Genomic DNA, 16,030 nt, shown 5'->3' with positions numbered 1-16,030 from the left:
TTCCAACAGTATGAGTATGACCCAAACGACCACCTGCCCTTTCTGTCAGAAGGGCCATTGCTCTGAAGTATTCACGCTCACAAACACCAGCGGGACCTTCCGAGTCCTCGAGTGTGATCACTGCACCACTCGATACAGCCCGATCGAACCCGGTACGATCGATGAGCTAGCGGTCCAACAGCATTTCTTCGACGAGGATCTGTATACGATCGCGAACCTCGAGAAAGTGCATCGGTACTGGCGTTCCGAGGCAGAGCACGTTCGTCGGTTGGGCTTTACTGGCGGGAAAATTCTCGATATCGGATGTAACACCGGTGAATTTCTTTTTTGTATGGGGCCGGGGTATGAACGGTTTGGAATTGAGATCGCGGACGTACCGGCAACAATGGCCGAGCAAAAGGGGATTACGGTATATCGGCGGCCGCTCGAGGAGTTAGGCTTGGCCGAGAACTCGTTCGATATTGTAACGCTCTACGCGCTCATCGAACATCTTAATGACCCTCGCTCACTACTCGCCGAGATTGCCAGAATCCTTAAGCCCGGCGGACTGGCAGTGATTATGACCGGCGATTGGAAAACGACAAAAGCGTCGATGCTCGGACCGAAGTGGCATATGTATATTCCGCCGCTGCATCACTATTTCTTCTCGCGTCGGGCGTTGCGAATGGTTGCGTCAGAATTTGGTCTGACCGAGAGGTCACATCGCTTCAGCCCCGGCGGCATGACATTCTCAGGTTCGAAATTCGTTAAGTTGTTAGAAAAAATATCGTTATGGCAAATATTTTCGATGCCGGGTCTGAGGTCAGCCTCGTTCTACGACCACTACTACGGATATTTCATAAAGAAATAGGGTAAAAGGATGTAACCTCTGCGGGGGGAGAGGGTTTATTGTGTATATTTGAATCGTACTCTTTGACGTCCATCATAATATCATCGGAGGATAAATGAAAAAGATCTACCTTTTATTGGTCGTGTTGGTAGCAATGCCTCTTGTCTCCCGGGCACAGACGTGGCAATACACCGGCAATATGAATTCTGTCCACTGGCTGGCAGAAATGGTCGCATTAGACGACCAGACCGCATTGATCGTCGGAGGATTCGACGACCAGTTTCAAGCGCTCTCGACCACTGAACTCTATGATCCTTCTACAGGGACATGGGCACGGAGCGGCAACTTGAATGTTGCGAGAGCGTATCCGAAGCTCGTAAAATTATCGAACGGGCATGTGCTTTCTACCGGCGGTGCTGTCGATGGGAATGGCTCAGTCACAGATGTTGTGGAAGACTACGATCCCACGACAATGACATGGACGGTTGTTGGCCATTTACTAAACGGCCGAATGGTCGCAACGGCTACCCTTCTGCAAGACGGTCGTATCCTGATCGCCGGCGGATTGACTTCGTCCGGGACGACAGCTTCGTGTGAACTGTACGATCCGGTATCGAACACCAGCGTGATGGCTGGTTCGATGCACCAGAATCGGTATGAACATCAGGCCGTACTCATGAACGACGGTCGAGTGCTCGTGACCGGCGGACGCGATGGCGGCTCGGGATCCAACTACTTCAACGAATGCGAAGTCTACGACCCGTCAACAAACTCGTGGACGGTTATCACTTCGATGTTCCAGGCACGTATGGAAGCGATCATGGCATGCTTCTCCGATAACACGGTGCTTGCCGCTGCAGGCCGTAACAGTCCGTCGTCGTCGGCTCCGGGCTCGGAAATACTCGATCCCTCCACGATGCTGTGGCAACCGACGGCTCCTGTACACGAGCCGGTGTGCTGGGCGGGAAGCATTCAATTCCCAGACGATCGTTTTATGATCACGGGCGGAATCGCATCGTCCGCATGGCAGGACCTGTATGGGCTTGACGATATTACCTCCGCACAGTGCGAATGGTACGATCGTTCGCTCCAGCAGTGGAATTTTGCGCCGCAGTTGAACCTCTCTCGCTGCCGCCATTGCGCAGTGTATTTGCATCCTACCCATGTCGACGGAGTGCCGAGTGAGGTATTGCTTGTTGCGGGCGGTCAGATGGGTTCGGCAACGCAGGATAGCTCAGGTGTGCATACCTACACTCCCGGATTCACCAACACATCGGAGATCCTCGATGTGACCCCTGCTGCATTGAAGGCGTACATGAAGATGCCGATCAATGCTGCCGTCGGTCCGGATCGCAATGTTGCTCTGTCGTTCAACGCGACGTATGCGGCGGACGGCTCGATCGTTGCTCAGTATGTGAGCGATGGTACACCGGTGACGCTCGAAGTAATGTCGGTCGATGGCAAGACGGCAAAGCAGATCGAAGGCGCTCCGTCCGCAGCCGGTTTGAACAGCTTCGTCATCCCGACCAGCGACCTGTCGAACGGAACATACTTCATTCGGTATGTGAACGGGTCGCAGCGTTCGATCTTCAAGTTCTTCGTTTCGAAGTAATCGGGGTATCGAGCAGATTGTACGAAAACGCCCGGCAGTCACAGACTGCCGGGCGTTTTGCTTGTAGTATAACTGTCGTGGTGCTTAGAACTGTATCCTTCGGTTTCGATACAGGTTCATCATGATGCCGGCCATGAGCATATTGGTGATGAGTGCCGACCCGCCGTAGCTCATGAACGGAAGTGGGATGCCGACAACCGGCATCAGTCCGAGTGTCATCCCGATGTTGATCGTGACATGCATGAGCCAGATTCCCGTAATCCCGATGGCGACGACACTGGAAAAATTGCTGCGCACCGACGACGAGATCGCAAGACCGCGATAGATCAGGATCAGATACAGCAGGAGCAGCACCGCTGCGCCGATAAAACCGAATTCTTCAGCCGGAACGCTGATAATAAAATCCGTCCACTGTTTCGGTACATAGCGCAATTGCGTTTGTGTGCCCTTCAGATACCCTTTGCCGACCACACCGCCGGAGCCGATGGCCATCTTCGCCTGAATGATGTTGTAACCGCCGCCTTGTGGGTCGGCTTCCGGGTTGACGAGGAGGTCGATACGCTCTCGTTGGTACGGGTGAAGTCTTGAATAGAGCGTGTCAGCGGAAAACGATGCTCCGATGACAAGCAGAAAGACCAGTATCGTCGAGACAAGATTTCGTTTGAAGGTCAGGAATAACAATGCACCGACGCCAAATACCGAGGCAAGCATCGCTGTCTTTCCGAAGAGCGAGAGTACCGCAACGACCCCGGGGCCCACAATCGCAATAAGCAAAAACAGGTCCGTTCCTGCCCATAATAGGATGATCAGCAAGAGACCAATGTAGATGAGCGCACTGCCCGGATCGGGCTCTGCCATGATCAGACCGATCGGGACGAGCACAATCATGCACGCAATGAAGAGGTCGAGCGGACGCGTCAGTTTTCTATCGCCCGAACAGAATTTGCCAAGGGCCATGATCGTCGCCAGCTTCGAGAGCTCCGACGGTTGGAAGTTGATGCCGCCGAGCGCCAGCCAGTTCTTTTGGCTGTAAACGACTTTTCCGGCAACGAGCACAAGGCCCAGCAGCATGAGCGAAACACCATAGAACGGATAGGACGCGACCGACAGCCAGCGAACAGGGATCAATGCCATCGCTAACAGGACGACGATGCCGATCGCACCGAAGAGCAATTGCAGCCCGAACCGATCGTTCATCTGTGCCGCATAGGTGGCGCTGTAGATCGATACGAATCCTGCGGCGGTAAGGATCAGCACAAGTACAAACGTCGCGACATCGAAATCTCTGACGTCGAGTGCTTCTGCAGTGGCGCTCTGTCCGATCTTATAAGCCATGGAACAACTACGTGTTTGAGCGGCGGTGTTTCTTCTTGGCCGCACCTTCCATACGAAGGACGATCAAAATGAAATATCCCATCCCCGCGACCGCGCCAATGCCGGCACCGAGCCCCAGCCAGAGTGTCGATCCCGTCGACTGATCCACCCACCAGCCGATGCCGGCACCCAGTGCGATCGTCAGTGCCATCTGCATGCCGAGGGTGAGATACGGTGCATTCTCGCGAAGCGCCGACTGATACTGCCGGCGTGCATCTTCGTCGCTATGGCCGTGCGAACGCCGCGGGGTGCGACCGATGGACTCGTCACGAGCGATCTGTTCGATCTCTTCCTGGGTCAGTCGTGGGCGCTCGCGATCGTTCATCGAAAGGCTAACAGTGAGAGGACACTCTTTTGCGCCCGTGCTCTTTAAATAAAAAAAAAACGCAGGCCTCCGGGGTTTGGAGGCCTGCGCAGTTGGATACTGCAACGAATCACTAACCCATACAACAGTGCGCTGCAGCCCAGATCATTGACCGGCGAGAACGATCTTTTCCGTTCTCGTCAGTGTAACACCGTCCGTATCGTGACAAACGACACGGAGCATATACTCTCCCTGAGCGATATGTGTCGAATCTTCCGTCGAGGCGTTCCAGACCCAGGACGTTGCATTCTTGTGCTCGGCAACGAGCGCACCGCTCGACGAATAGATTGCCATATCGCCCTTAAACCCGTACTGCAGCTCGATATTGACAGTGCGTGCTGCCGGATTCGGTCGGATGCTCAACGCGATCTGGCGACGCGCCAACCCGTTCTTTACTGCCGAAGCCTCGACACGCATTGCCTGCAACGAAAAGGTATAGCCTGCTCCGTTTTCCGTCGAGAGGACGAGCTTGTCATAATGTACACTCATATCCGGCGCCGTATAGCTGATGCGGGCGCTCATCGTCTGGCCCGGTGCGAGCGTTACCGGCAGCGAGGCACCGCAGAGCGACGTGAGCGACATCGCTGCATTCTCGCTTGCGAGTTCGGCGTCGGTGATCGTGATCTCTTGCTGCGTGCGGTTTTGGAACGTAAAGTCATGAGCGAACTGCCACTCGGTGCTCGTCATGCCCAGATACTGCGTCGTATCGGTGATCGAGGTAATCTGCTTCGGGCCCATCGGAGCGAACGCGATGCCGCGAAGCGCGCAATGCGGCTGGATCTTGTCGGTCGACTCCATCGGCTCGACGAGTACGTCCGTTGTAAAGAGATTGCTGCCGTCGTTCTTCGGGATGGTCGGTTTAAACGCGATAAGAATGGTCGCGCTTGAGTGTGCTGCGACGGTGAGCGGGAATTGTCCGGGAAGGGCGGAGAATTGTTCTCGATCCTGAATCGTAAAGTCAACGCAACGGAATGTGTGTGCTTCGGCGAGGTCGTTACGAACGGTCAGCTTGCGTACGACGGTACCGCCATAGAGTACGGGACCGAAGACGGATGAGTCGAGCGTCGCCGTTACACCAGCCGATGTGGTCGGAGCATCGGTTTCGCTTGTGGCATGGATGCGAACTTCGCCTTCTTCCGAATTTGCTTTTGGCGTGTGGTCGACGACGAGATACCCCACATAATCAAGGTTCGCAGCGATGGGGGTGAATGCAACACTACCAAGCACAACGGAATCGCCCGGATGGAGGGTAACGGGAAACGACGTATTGCGAGTAAACGGAATCGGTGCACTGCCGCAGACCATGTTCGCAGCAGAGATGGTAATGTTTACGGATCGATCGTTCCGTGCAATGACTCTATGGGATACGGTTTCACCAATGCGGACGCCAAGAAGGTCGATCTGCGCCTGAGGCGCGATGACATTCGCCGATTGCTGCGCATTGGCTTGTCGCGGTCCTCCCAGAAGCGACAATACAAGCGCGCACACACTCCAAAGTTGTGTGCAGATCAAAGTAGTCGGTTGTCTCATACGGCACGAGGGGGCTGATCCCGTAGCTGTACTGTCAATCAGATCGTCATCCCGTGGAGAATGACTGGTCTGCGGATGAAAAAATGACCCGCTCCTCCTGATGAACAGAGGGTCGGTTCGTGCGTACGCTGATTCAAGAATAAAGATCGAACAATTCCCGCATGTTCGATGGTGATGAAATATAGCTGTACGTGGCAACCGAATAAATGCCAGACATTGCAGAATAGTTTCTATATATCTTCGTTCGGACCGGATGCCCTTCCACCTGGTAACAGAGAAATCATACAGACATTACATGGTCATATTCGATCGGGACACCGATTCGGTGTTATAGGCTGTAGTTCGCTTTGTGGCTAACCTTGTGGGCGGCTTGTCGCACCCTGCGTCCACGAGCCTTGATGCGACATTCCTGAGTAACCAACAGTCCATTCTATGAGCCAACATGTAATAGATGAATCCTCGTACAACGAACCGACGACGGCGGATTTCCTGCCGGACCGTATTGTACATGACGAACTCGAACTCGATGACGAACGTACCGTCGAGCTGCTCGCCTCGGTCCGGTTTGTCGATACGCTTGTCATCAGCGATATCCACCTTGGCTCCGACGTCTCTCGTTCGCGCGATGCACTGCGGCTGCTTCGGAGCTACTCGTTCCGTCGGTTAATCCTTAATGGCGATGTATTCGAGGACCTAAACTTCAAGCGGCTTCGCAAAGACGACTGGAAATTTCTGTCATACATCCGGAAGTGTTCAAACCCGAAGCGAGGGGTAGAGGTCGTATGGGTAGCGGGTAACCATGACGGCATCGCCGAGATACTGACGCATCTGCTTGGCATCAAGGTGTACGACGAGTACCAATGGGAAAGCGATGGCGAGCGCTACCTTGCGATTCACGGGCATCAGTTCGATCGGTTTCTCTCGAACAATGTCGTTGTCAGCGAGCTTGCGACGATCTTCTATAAGTTCTTCCAAAAGATCGATACCGATAATCAGCGGGTCAGCCGGTGGCTCAAACGTCGAAGCAAAACATGGCTCAGGGTTTCGGATGCGGTTGCATCCGCTGCCATTGAGTATGCTCGTGAGCGCAAGGCGACATACGTGTTCTGCGGCCACACCCACCAAGCGATGGAACGACAAACAGAAGGAATTCGCTACTTCAATTCAGGTTGCTGGACCGACCGTCCGGCGCATTTTATCACCATCGACAGAACAACCGGTACTCGGATAGGAGAATACATGTAAATACAGCCTATTTTTTGAGGAAATTTCATCGCACGTCTCCCTTCCCAAAGCCTTGCAGTGCGGGCGTTTGGGGCTGCTTCGCCCTGACGAATGCACATAGATCAAGCATTTCCTAATTCGGTCAAATTTGAACTCGTTGTCGGATATGCCTTCGGAGGCTTTTCCACAGATAACAATCAGATAAAACGGGCTTCAGAACGGTTGTTGATATTTACCAACAACAAAGTGGATAACTTTGTGGATTAACTCAGGGATCATCTTGCCGCTGTGAGCAAGATGTGGAGCACTGGCAAGTTATTCACCAATACGGTCGCTATTTGCAGTTTTCACGAGTTTCCACGTTGTGTTAGAGAATCGGGAGTTGACCACTTGGGCGCACACCTGCCGGCATAAATCGCCTCATAAGTCGTGGATAAGTAGTGGCAAACGTCGCGGATCGCATTTCTTAGTCCGGATCGCCGTCGTCCTCGTCGCTTGCCGGTAACCCTCTCATTTGATTAAGGATACGCCCAGACCTACGTAGAATATAGGGGGAAGGGTGCGAAGCGCTCCAGCGTTCCGGGTTTGGCAGCGTGGCGGCAAGCCTTGCGCACTCGACAGCCGAAAGCTCCCAGGCATGTTTATGGAAGTGGTACTCAGCTGCTGCTTCGAGACCGAACTGATTGGGTCCGAGCTGCGCGATATTCGAGTACATTTGCAGGATTCGCTGCTTGCTCCAGAAGAATTCGATGAGAACGGTGTAGTATGCCTCGACGCCTTTGCGGATGAACGAATGCCACGGGGGCAGGAAGAGGTTCTTTGCGGTTTGCTGCGAGAGTGTGCTTGCTCCTCGCATGGGGCGGTTCGGATGTCGTTGGTGTTCGAGCTGCGCGTTCTCGATCTCCGTCCAGTCGAACCCATTATGCGAGAAAAACCGCTGATCTTCTCCGGCGATCGATGCTTGGACGAATGCATCCGGGATTTCGTCCCACGAAAGATTGCTATGCGAGAATGTGACCGCTTCGCCGCTGAAGAGATGCTCTATACTTTGATAGATCATCATGGTCGAGAATGGAGGGTTCACCCACTTTAAGATGATGACCTGAAGAACGGGCAGCAACAGCGCGATAAGCGCGAGTTTCCAGATCCATCCCCAGACGCGAGCGCCGGTGGAGCGAACTGCCGAAGATCGTGGTTGTGCTGCGTCTAACGAATCGATACTCATGAAGCGGGTACTGTTGTCGCCGGGGAGAATCTACACGGAAAGTCTCGAAGAGGTTCTCGGGCTATCGCTCGATGCCGACTCGCTGCACGCTAAGATCGCCCGTAAAGAGATTGTGTCTGTCGCCGCCGATGTACGTGCCCTCAGCGATGCGCTCACGGGGCAAGCCGGCGCGGTGCGTCAACGACACTACCTTGCGAAGCCGCGATTTCAGCGCGCATACAGGCTCTATTACACTACCACCAATTTCCTGAAGATCGTCCCGCCGCTGCGCGAATTGCATGCTTCGGGATTCTTCGACCGCGATTCGCTCCGGGTGCTCGACCTCGGCACTGGGACCGGCGCCGCGATCTGGGGGCTGATTCAATTCGTCGAGGAAGATCTTCGAAAGCCGATCACGCTGCACGTAACGGCGATCGACGCGGTCAGTGAGAACTTTGCATTCGTTCGTACAATGGCACAGGCAGTTGCGAAACGATGCCGCTATGTGACGCTCGTGGTCACAACCCAGCTACTCGACCTTGAGTCGGTATCGGACGAGACATTCGTGCCCGGGGCGTTCGATCTGGTGACGATGATGAACACGCTCAATGAGCTCAGCCCACGCCTGCACAAACAACTGCACCGGACATTTGCTCGGATCATCGGCGACCATGGCCACGCGATCGTAATCGAGCCGGCATCGAAGAGCGCCTCCCGCGGATTGCTCGAGTTCAGGGATGCAGCGGTGACCGTCGGCTACACGATCTATGCGCCGTGTACCAGGCAGGCCGACTGCCCAGCGCTCAGCCAAGAAGACGACTGGTGTCACGGAGAATATCAATGGGAGCGTCCGCGATTTATTGCGCTCATCGACGAGATCGCCGGACTTGTGCGGCTATCGATCAAGTCGTCATATATTACACTGAATTGTCATGGGGCTACTCTTTCGGGCGCGTTCGACATACAGAGCCCTGCCTGGAGGGTCGTAGGAGACCGGTCCGACGAAAAGGGGCGAGTGCGTGCGATGTGTTGTTCGGCGGCGGGGAAGTGCGATGTGGTTCTAAATAAACGGGATAAGACAGTATCGAATAAGCAGTTCTATGACGTTGTGCGGTACGATCTGCTTGAAATCTCGGCAATTGGGCACCGGGAGCACGATAGTATGCTTTCGGAAGCATCAGAAGTAAGAATAGTGCTCCGTGCTGTGGGAGCACGTTAGGTCTATTTTCAACAAATTGCACTTATTTTCATTTTTTTCAAAAATTAATTTGGATTTGGCGTAATTATGTTGCATATTTGTAGCACGGAGAACCGTGCTCCCGATATTCGGAGCACGTTATTGGAAGTGGCACGGACTCCTTCGGTGTATCAACCCCTCATATACACGACACATGATCGCAACACTCGACAGATTACTCGCTTTGAGCCGTAAACTCCATGACGCACGCGTCCAAAGCGAGAGCGAACCCATATACGTAGGTCTCACGCTTAACGAGCTTCAGCTGTTGAAGCGTCTTGCAGATGATTATCTGGAAGAAGCGGAAACAGTGATGTTCGATAGCCGCCCGCACGCCGACGCAGCCTAAACGCTACTGCTTGGGGCAGTACGTCAGAAGCCACGAACGGTACACCCACCCTACGGGGGTGCGGTGTGCATCCTATCCGCTTCGGTATCAATTTATCGAACTGTGAACGCAGAGTAGTCTCACGAAGACGATCTATGCTTACTCTGCTAACTGCAGGCCATTTCGAGAGAACGCGACGCGTGGTGGAGCTGTAGCAGGACGGTCTGCTCACGGTCGCGGTGAAAGATGAATGTCGTGGCGGCAGGGCAGCGGTCAGGGTACTCCGCTGAATTCTCATTCGTACATTCGACGATCCCGATATTCCCGACGTTGAACACGCTCGCTGGTGTCGAGCGGCTGCCATAGCGCATATCGTCCTCGATCTCACGTTCGATGACCGAACGCCCGCGCGTGCGTGCTCCGCTCGTGAAATGGATGTGCAGATCGTTTGCCAGATGAGACGTTAACCGCTTGCGCGCATCGGGAGCGTCGTACACCTTGCTCCAGACCTCACGGTAGAATTCATTCCATCGCTCGGCTTCCTGTTGCAATGCGGCGGGAAGGTCCACTCCGCCTGTCCAGGCCAGCCGTAACTGCTTCTTCGCTTCATTGAGCCGGCTTCGTACCGTGCCGACCGGGATGGACAGGATTTCCGCGATCTGCTCGTATTCCTGATGCCCCGAGAAGTAGCGGAGCAACACCGGCAGTTTCAGCGTGTCGGTAAGTTTGCCGATGGATTCGTAGATGGTGTTGTGCGCCAGTTGTTGTTCGATCGCCGATTCGAGCGACTCCTCGGTTGGATGGGTGATCAACTGCAGGTTGTCGGCGGATCGGATCGGCCCTTGGGTTATACGAAGTTCGCGCCAGGCCGAACGGCGGACAATTGATCGGATCCACGGGTAGAAGGCGGACGGTTGCCGAAGTTGGCGGATGTGAGTATAGGCATGGAGAAAGGCATCCTGAATAGCATCGTCCGCTTGTGTGCGATGCTTGCAGATCCGCAACGCATAGGCATAGAGTCGCGGACGCACGCATGCGAGCAAGGTGTTCATAGCCGTGCTGTTGCCGCCGAGGGCAGCAACAGCCAGATCGGTCAGATCACGGTGCTCGATTTGCGAATTCATACTGGAAAGTTACGAAAAACTCTGCCGTCATGCAAGGCACACCGGAGGCTGCCGGCGTGCATACAATAGGCGGGCAGCCTCCTTGTGCGGGTGTTGTGGTGTTACTGCACTTTCTCGAATGTGCCTTCTATCCGAAGATTCGTCGTGCCGTTGGTCATGCCGGTAACTTTCACATGCATGCGCGTCGGCGAGACGAATTCCATGTCGAGCTGTTCGACATACATTTTCTTGTCCACTACCCCGTTATACTGAACGAACAGATGGTTTGGGTTCGACCAGAATCCGTAGTGATCGTGGCAGGTGCCAGTATTGTCGGTGCTATACCAATGAATGGTCGCCGTGTTCGGGTCGTAGCCGACGATGTTCTCGCCGATGTAGTTGCCGAGCCCCTCGGCCGAAAACCACTCGTGCATGGTCAACCCCGTGCCCCCGGCGGCAGCCTTGAAGTCGGCGTGGTACTCGACGCTCGACTTGTTGCCGTCCATTTCGACGCTGGCGTTCTTGGCCACCCAGTTGCCGACAAATTTCTGCAGATATTGCTGTGCGTCCGCCACCGTTTGCTGTGCGTGTATCGCAGAGGTCGTGGCAACCAGCACCAGTGCGATCGTAAGAAGATTGCGTGTTTTCATGGTTTGAGCGAATATAGTTAAGTGATGTCTCAAGGAGGGGTGAGGGGGTTCGGAAGTTCGATGGAAATCCTAAATTTTTTATATCCGGTCCACTACGCCGCTCGGCTCCGTAATTTTGAGCCGTGAAGTGCTATCACAATATCCGACTCCTTGTCACCCCGACCGGGCGAACAGCTCTTCGTGGTGCGGCAATGAATGACGTTCGTACGATCGAGCAGGCCGCCGTTCTCGTGGACGATGCGGGCAGGGTCGTTGCCGTCGATACCGAAACGGCGGTACGAAGTGAGACCCCTGGGGGTACCGATATGCTCGATTGCCGGGGGCTGCTTGCACTGCCCGGATTTGTTGATTCGCATACACATGCCGTATTCATGGGCGAGCGGAGCAACGAGTTTTGCATGCGGGCCTCGGGTAGGTCGTACCAGGAAATTGCGGCAATGGGCGGAGGCATCCGTTCGAGTGTCGAGAAGGTTCGGGCGGCCACGGCTGAGGAGATCACCGAACATTCGATTCGGTTCGTTCGCTCGGCCTTTACGCTCGGCACGACGACCATGGAGGTCAAGTCGGGCTACGGACTCTCGACCGAGTCGGAGCTTGCGTTGCTCAACGCGGCAAAGTATGTCGGTGAGCGCTGCGGCATGGAGATCGTTCGCACCTGGCTCGGAGCCCATGCGGTGCCGAAGGAGAAATCGCAGTCGGTATATGTGCGCGAATTGATCGAAGAACAACTCCCTGCCGTTATCGGCAATCGGGCTGCCGAGTTTGCGGATGTGTTCTGTGACGAAGGGTACTTTACAAACGATGAAACGCGCGAGATCTGTGCTGCCGCAAGCGCTGCGGGTCTGAAGATCAAACTGCACGCCGACGAACTTGCAGACACGTCGGGAGCCGCACTTGCCGCCGAACTCGGCAGTTTCAGTGCCGATCATCTTCTGAAGATCAACGACGAGGGAATTGCAGCGCTGGCGGCTTCGGATCGTACCGTTGCGACGCTGCTTCCGGTCACGGCCATGTGTATTCGTTCGCCCTACGCCCCGGCCCGCAGGATGATCGGTGCAGGTTGCGCCGTTGCGATCGCCACCGATTGTAATCCCGGATCTTCGATGAGTGAGAGCATGCAGCTTGCTGTCTCGCTCGCAGTCATTGGGATGGGGATGACACCCGAAGAAGCACTGACGGCTGCGACACTCAACGGTGCAGCAGCGATCGATCGTGCAGCGACGCATGGCTCGATCGAGATCGGGAAGTCCGCCGACCTGGTGCTCTATGACATCCCCTCGCTCGCATATTTGCCGTACCATATTGGCGTCAGCGATGTTGTGGCCGTGATCAAACGCGGGAGCATTCTCGCCGGAGGCTTATGAAAAGTAATTGGATATTCTTCGTCGCGATCATTTTCTTCATCATCCGGCTCTTTACGTCTGCCGCGAAGAAGCAGGCCGAAGCTGCAAAGACGACCGAAGCGGATCGTCTTCGTAAAGCGGTCGCCGACGAAGCCCGCCGGAAACGACGGACGGAAACTGGCGATAATATCCGCATCGCGGCGGAGGTCCTGCAAGAACAAGCACGCGAGCTGCAGGACGAAAGTGCGTGGGCAGCGACGACGGAAGATTTCGAAGCGGCGTACCGGAGCGACTCTACGAGACCCGACAATTCTGCCGCGGCACAACGGAAGGCAGATTATACCGATGATTTCGGGATGGCGACCGGTGTCACCGGTAGTTCGTATAAAGAGTCGGCGGAAGAGCGCGCTGCATACGATACAAAACCTGTCGCAAAACGCCGGCTGCTCAGCGGCGTCAGCACGAATTCCTACCGCGATTTTATCATTGCGAAGGAGATTTTTGATCGGCCGAAGTCGCGCCGCTAAGCGCAGCGTGGTCACGGCGTTCTGCGGAATCGCATCCGCGAAGTACTCGTTGCTCGTTCGCATGCGCCTTGCGCGAGAAGCCATCGTGTTGGTCCTGATCTTCAGTGCCTGTTGCACCGCGACATTCGCACAGTCTCCCGTTTCGGTGTCATCATTCGATATCGTTGGAGCCGAACATCTCAGTAGCGAGGAACTCACGTCGCTCGTGCGCACTCGCACGGACAGCGTGTATGACGAGCAAGTCCTCGAAGACGATATCGAACGTCTGCTCACCCATTACAGCGATAAAGGGTATGCGTTTGCCGAGATCAGACCGAGCGGTCTGCGCCGAACCGATTCGTCGCACATTGCAGTAACCTTGCGCGTGAGGGAAGGACGGATTGCTCATCTCGTTTGTGTGGTTGCAACAGGTATTCTCGAAACCGATTCGGATGTGGTTGCACGCGAGTTTTTGATTCGTTCTTTGCCGCCATTGAGTCGTGAGTTGCTCGATGCCGGCGTGTTACGTCTGCGACAGAGCGGATTATTCACGAGTGTCAGCGAACCGCAGCTCTTCCGAGTGAATGATTCGAGCGTCGGGATCACGCTCTCGGTGCAGGAAGCGCGGACGACGAATATCGATGGGGTATTGGGTTATGTTCCGAACCCGGCATCAGGCACGAGTGCATACATCAACGGATTTCTCGATCTTGCATTCAGAAATATCGGCGGTACGGCGCGCAGCGCACGATTGCGCTACGAACGGCTAACGCCAAACACCTCCGATCTTGCTGCAGCATACACCGAACCGTGGCTTGCCGCATGGCCCGTCGATGCACAACTAACGCTCGGACGGCATGACGAGGACAGTCTGTTTGTTGCAACGCATGCAGAGCTCTCCGCGACGCTTCATTCGATCGCATCGGTCAGCATTGCAGGTACGGCTTCGTATGACGGGATCACGCCGGGACGGAGCGAAATCGTGCGCGAGTCGCATACCCTGAGCGGAGGAATCACTTTTAGTATCGACAACCGAGACGACCGCTATGCGCCGCATTCGGGGTACGCTATCTCGCTTGGCGCGACATTCGGGTCGAAGAGTGCGACGGATACACTCGGGTACACGACCATCGCCGCCATTCGCTCGCTTGCTGGCAGCGCCGAGGCAGTTGTGCCGATTGGCGGAGCACGGGTGGTCAGTGTTATGCGGGTCACTGCCCGTGAGGTGACGTCCGATGCGCTCGATCTCTCAGATCTGTATCGGTTGGGTGGTATCAACTCGCTGCGCGGGTATCGCGAAGCAAGCTTCGTTGCGTCGAGGTATTTGATCGCAACCATCGAACCCAGATTCATGATGTCGTCGAGGTCGTACTTCGGAGCATTTGTCGATATCGGAGGGCTTGAGCAAGTTGCTTACGCGGGCATTGTGGGGCGCAAGTGGTCGGCAGTAGGATACGGGATCAGTATGTTGTTCGACACACAGATCGGTTACGTGCAAGGTGCGATCGCGCTTGCCCGAGGGGTCCCGCTCGATGCAGCCGTATTACATCTCGGACTTCGCACCGCATTCTGACGTCGTAGTTTTGCCGCATGAAAGAGCGAACGATCACCTGGCGACACGAGCGAGCACTCCGCACAGAAGGCAAGCGCGTGATCGTTGGGATCGACGAAGCGGGGCGCGGCCCGCTCGCCGGACCGGTCGTCGCGGCAGCCGTCGCGCTCAGACTCGATGGTCCTCTCCCGCGCTCTGCGTTTGGGCTGGACGATTCCAAGCAACTGAGTGAAGATGCACGCGAGGCGCTGTTCGACGTATTGCCGTCAATCTGTCTCGGCATCGGGGTCGGGATCCGTTCTCCCCAAGAGATCGACCACCACAATATTCTCCGTGGAACGATGCTTGCAATGACCGATGCGGTGCAGGAGTTACGACGAACGGTCGAACCGGACATACTGCTCGTCGATGGCAATTATTTTCGAACGTCGCTCGATCTCCCGTTCCGCACGATCGTAGGCGGAGATGCCGAGAGTCCGAGCATTGCTGCAGCATCGATCGTTGCAAAAGTGACCAGAGACCGGATCATGCGAGAGCTCCACTTGCGTTACCCGGCTTATCGGTTCGACAAAAACAAAGGCTACGGTACGCACGAGCATCGTCTGGCGATCGCGGAGCATGGTTATTGTGATGTACATCGTCGCAGTTTTGTCCTCAAGTCATCGGTGCCGACGCTCTTCGTGGAATGAACAAGCCTCGCCGTCCGTCATAGGACAGCGAGGCGATATAGAGAATACCATGAATCGTTAGCGGTGCATCAAGCGCATATCGTGGTAAGACATTCGTTGAATATGTTCGCGTGCCGCATGCCGTTTGCGAAGCTCTTCTGCTTTTGCTAATTGGTTTGCATTGAGGTTCGCCAGAACTTGTGAGCGCATTTCGATCCGGTCTTTTTGCAGTTGTGTCCGCGCCAAGAGCTTTCCTTCCGGTGCTGCCGCACGAAGCGCTGCACGGTCGTCAGCAATTACTTTGTGTTCGGTTTGAAGCACGCTCGCGATCTTCGATGCTTGTTCATCGCTAATCGCAAGGTGCTTCTTCATGTGCTCGATGCGGCGGTCGATACGTTGCTGCCGTGCGTTCTCGTCGTTCGGTTGTGCGACGGCTTGTGTCGTGGCACCAGCCAGCGCGAAGAGGAGGAATGTGCGGCGAATAATCGTTGTGGTCTTCATGATCT

16 protein-coding genes are annotated in these 16,030 nt (G+C 55.2%); 9 read left to right on the top strand and 7 right to left on the bottom strand.

All coding sequences use genetic code 11. The annotated features are described in order from the left end of the window. The first annotated feature begins 16 nt into the window (after window positions 1–16). Both JSS75_02805 and JSS75_02800 read left to right on the top strand, forming a co-directional pair. Entirely contained in the window at window positions 17–850 is an 834-nt protein-coding gene (locus JSS75_02805; GenBank protein MBS1902612.1) for a class I SAM-dependent methyltransferase, read from the top strand. A 94-nt stretch (window positions 851–944) separates the two neighbouring features. After that, window positions 945–2,441, top strand: a complete 1,497-nt coding sequence (locus tag JSS75_02800) for a hypothetical protein (GenBank protein ID MBS1902611.1) — start codon at window positions 945–947, stop codon at window positions 2,439–2,441. 84 nt (window positions 2,442–2,525) lie between these two features. Here JSS75_02800 and rodA read toward each other — a convergent pair whose 3' ends face one another. The 3 genes from rodA to JSS75_02785 form a co-directional block, all read right to left on the bottom strand. After that, window positions 2,526–3,776, bottom strand: a complete 1,251-nt coding sequence (gene rodA, locus JSS75_02795; protein MBS1902610.1) for a rod shape-determining protein RodA — start codon at window positions 3,774–3,776, stop codon at window positions 2,526–2,528. A 7-nt stretch (window positions 3,777–3,783) separates the two neighbouring features. Then, window positions 3,784–4,140: an AtpZ/AtpI family protein gene (locus JSS75_02790; GenBank protein MBS1902609.1), complete on the bottom strand. Its 357-nt coding sequence runs from the start codon at window positions 4,138–4,140 to the stop codon at window positions 3,784–3,786. Window positions 4,141–4,284: 144 nt separating this feature from the next. Continuing rightward, window positions 4,285–5,667 carry a choice-of-anchor D domain-containing protein gene (locus tag JSS75_02785; GenBank protein ID MBS1902608.1) on the bottom strand — a complete coding sequence of 461 codons (1,383 nt, stop codon included), beginning with the start codon at window positions 5,665–5,667 and terminating at the stop codon, window positions 4,285–4,287. Between the two features lie 474 nt (window positions 5,668–6,141). Between JSS75_02785 and JSS75_02780 the strand changes: the two genes are divergently transcribed. Continuing rightward, window positions 6,142–6,954, top strand: coding sequence for a UDP-2,3-diacylglucosamine diphosphatase (locus JSS75_02780; protein ID MBS1902607.1), 813 nt, complete (start codon window positions 6,142–6,144; stop codon window positions 6,952–6,954). A 445-nt stretch (window positions 6,955–7,399) separates the two neighbouring features. Here the strand turns inward: JSS75_02780 and mtgA are convergent, their stop codons facing one another. After that, window positions 7,400–8,158, bottom strand: coding sequence for a monofunctional biosynthetic peptidoglycan transglycosylase (mtgA, locus tag JSS75_02775; GenBank protein ID MBS1902606.1), 759 nt, complete (start codon window positions 8,156–8,158; stop codon window positions 7,400–7,402). Between mtgA and JSS75_02770 the strand changes: the two genes are divergently transcribed. Both JSS75_02770 and JSS75_02765 read left to right on the top strand, forming a co-directional pair. After that, window positions 8,157–9,356, top strand: a complete 1,200-nt coding sequence (locus tag JSS75_02770) for a hypothetical protein (protein MBS1902605.1) — start codon at window positions 8,157–8,159, stop codon at window positions 9,354–9,356. The genes mtgA and JSS75_02770 overlap by 2 nt on opposite strands. 172 nt (window positions 9,357–9,528) lie before the next feature. Continuing rightward, window positions 9,529–9,723 (top strand): hypothetical protein, encoded by a 195-nt coding sequence (locus JSS75_02765; protein MBS1902604.1) that lies wholly within the window; start codon window positions 9,529–9,531, stop codon window positions 9,721–9,723. Between the two features lie 146 nt (window positions 9,724–9,869). Here the strand turns inward: JSS75_02765 and JSS75_02760 are convergent, their stop codons facing one another. Together JSS75_02760 and JSS75_02755 are read right to left on the bottom strand one after the other, a co-directional pair. Beyond that, entirely contained in the window at window positions 9,870–10,826 is a 957-nt protein-coding gene (locus tag JSS75_02760) for an RNA polymerase sigma factor (GenBank protein ID MBS1902603.1), read from the bottom strand. A 101-nt stretch (window positions 10,827–10,927) separates the two neighbouring features. Next, window positions 10,928–11,455, bottom strand: a complete 528-nt coding sequence (locus JSS75_02755; GenBank protein ID MBS1902602.1) for a hypothetical protein — start codon at window positions 11,453–11,455, stop codon at window positions 10,928–10,930. Window positions 11,456–11,577: 122 nt separating this feature from the next. Between JSS75_02755 and JSS75_02750 the strand changes: the two genes are divergently transcribed. The 4 genes from JSS75_02750 to JSS75_02735 are packed head-to-tail and all read left to right on the top strand — an operon-like array spanning window position 11,578 to window position 15,545. Next, complete coding sequence (locus tag JSS75_02750; protein MBS1902601.1) at window positions 11,578–12,819, top strand: imidazolonepropionase; 1,242 nt, start codon at window positions 11,578–11,580, stop codon at window positions 12,817–12,819. Beyond that, on the top strand, window positions 12,816–13,325 hold the full coding sequence (locus tag JSS75_02745; protein ID MBS1902600.1) for a hypothetical protein: 510 nt from the start codon (window positions 12,816–12,818) through the stop codon (window positions 13,323–13,325). The genes JSS75_02750 and JSS75_02745 overlap by 4 nt, the downstream gene beginning before the upstream one ends. Further along, window positions 13,300–14,877, top strand: coding sequence for a BamA/TamA family outer membrane protein (locus JSS75_02740; protein MBS1902599.1), 1,578 nt, complete (start codon window positions 13,300–13,302; stop codon window positions 14,875–14,877). Before JSS75_02745 ends, JSS75_02740 begins: the two co-directional genes overlap by 26 nt. Window positions 14,878–14,894: 17 nt before the next feature. Continuing rightward, window positions 14,895–15,545 carry a ribonuclease HII gene (locus JSS75_02735; protein ID MBS1902598.1) on the top strand — a complete coding sequence of 217 codons (651 nt, stop codon included), beginning with the start codon at window positions 14,895–14,897 and terminating at the stop codon, window positions 15,543–15,545. Window positions 15,546–15,602: 57 nt separating this feature from the next. On the opposite strand, the gene JSS75_02730 is transcribed toward JSS75_02735, so the two are convergent. Beyond that, window positions 15,603–16,025, bottom strand: a complete 423-nt coding sequence (locus JSS75_02730) for a hypothetical protein (GenBank protein ID MBS1902597.1) — start codon at window positions 16,023–16,025, stop codon at window positions 15,603–15,605. Window positions 16,026–16,030 lie beyond the last annotated feature (5 nt).

It is taken from the genome of Bacteroidota bacterium (assembly GCA_018266755.1).
Lineage (GTDB): Bacteria > Bacteroidota > Ignavibacteria > Palsa-1295 > Palsa-1295 > JAFDZW01.
Note: the sequence above shows the minus strand (reverse complement) of the source record. Positions and strands in the feature narration are given on the sequence as shown.

Excerpts from the sequence above, each read along its gene's own strand:
- JSS75_02805 (MBS1902612.1), top strand. The coding sequence starts at position 17 with ATGACCCAAACGACCACCTGCCCTTTCTGTCAGAAGGGCCATTGCTCT.
- JSS75_02735 (MBS1902598.1), top strand. The coding sequence starts at position 14,895 with ATGAAAGAGCGAACGATCACCTGGCGACACGAGCGAGCACTCCGCACA.
- JSS75_02780 (MBS1902607.1), top strand. The coding sequence starts at position 6,142 with ATGAGCCAACATGTAATAGATGAATCCTCGTACAACGAACCGACGACG.
- JSS75_02760 (MBS1902603.1), bottom strand. The coding sequence starts at position 10,826 with ATGAATTCGCAAATCGAGCACCGTGATCTGACCGATCTGGCTGTTGCT.
- JSS75_02765 (MBS1902604.1), top strand. The coding sequence starts at position 9,529 with ATGATCGCAACACTCGACAGATTACTCGCTTTGAGCCGTAAACTCCAT.
- mtgA (MBS1902606.1), bottom strand. The coding sequence starts at position 8,158 with ATGAGTATCGATTCGTTAGACGCAGCACAACCACGATCTTCGGCAGTT.
- JSS75_02790 (MBS1902609.1), bottom strand. The coding sequence starts at position 4,140 with ATGAACGATCGCGAGCGCCCACGACTGACCCAGGAAGAGATCGAACAG.
- JSS75_02745 (MBS1902600.1), top strand. The coding sequence starts at position 12,816 with ATGAAAAGTAATTGGATATTCTTCGTCGCGATCATTTTCTTCATCATC.
- JSS75_02730 (MBS1902597.1), bottom strand. The coding sequence starts at position 16,025 with ATGAAGACCACAACGATTATTCGCCGCACATTCCTCCTCTTCGCGCTG.
- rodA (MBS1902610.1), bottom strand. The coding sequence starts at position 3,776 with ATGGCTTATAAGATCGGACAGAGCGCCACTGCAGAAGCACTCGACGTC.
- JSS75_02770 (MBS1902605.1), top strand. The coding sequence starts at position 8,157 with ATGAAGCGGGTACTGTTGTCGCCGGGGAGAATCTACACGGAAAGTCTC.
- JSS75_02800 (MBS1902611.1), top strand. The coding sequence starts at position 945 with ATGAAAAAGATCTACCTTTTATTGGTCGTGTTGGTAGCAATGCCTCTT.
- JSS75_02755 (MBS1902602.1), bottom strand. The coding sequence starts at position 11,455 with ATGAAAACACGCAATCTTCTTACGATCGCACTGGTGCTGGTTGCCACG.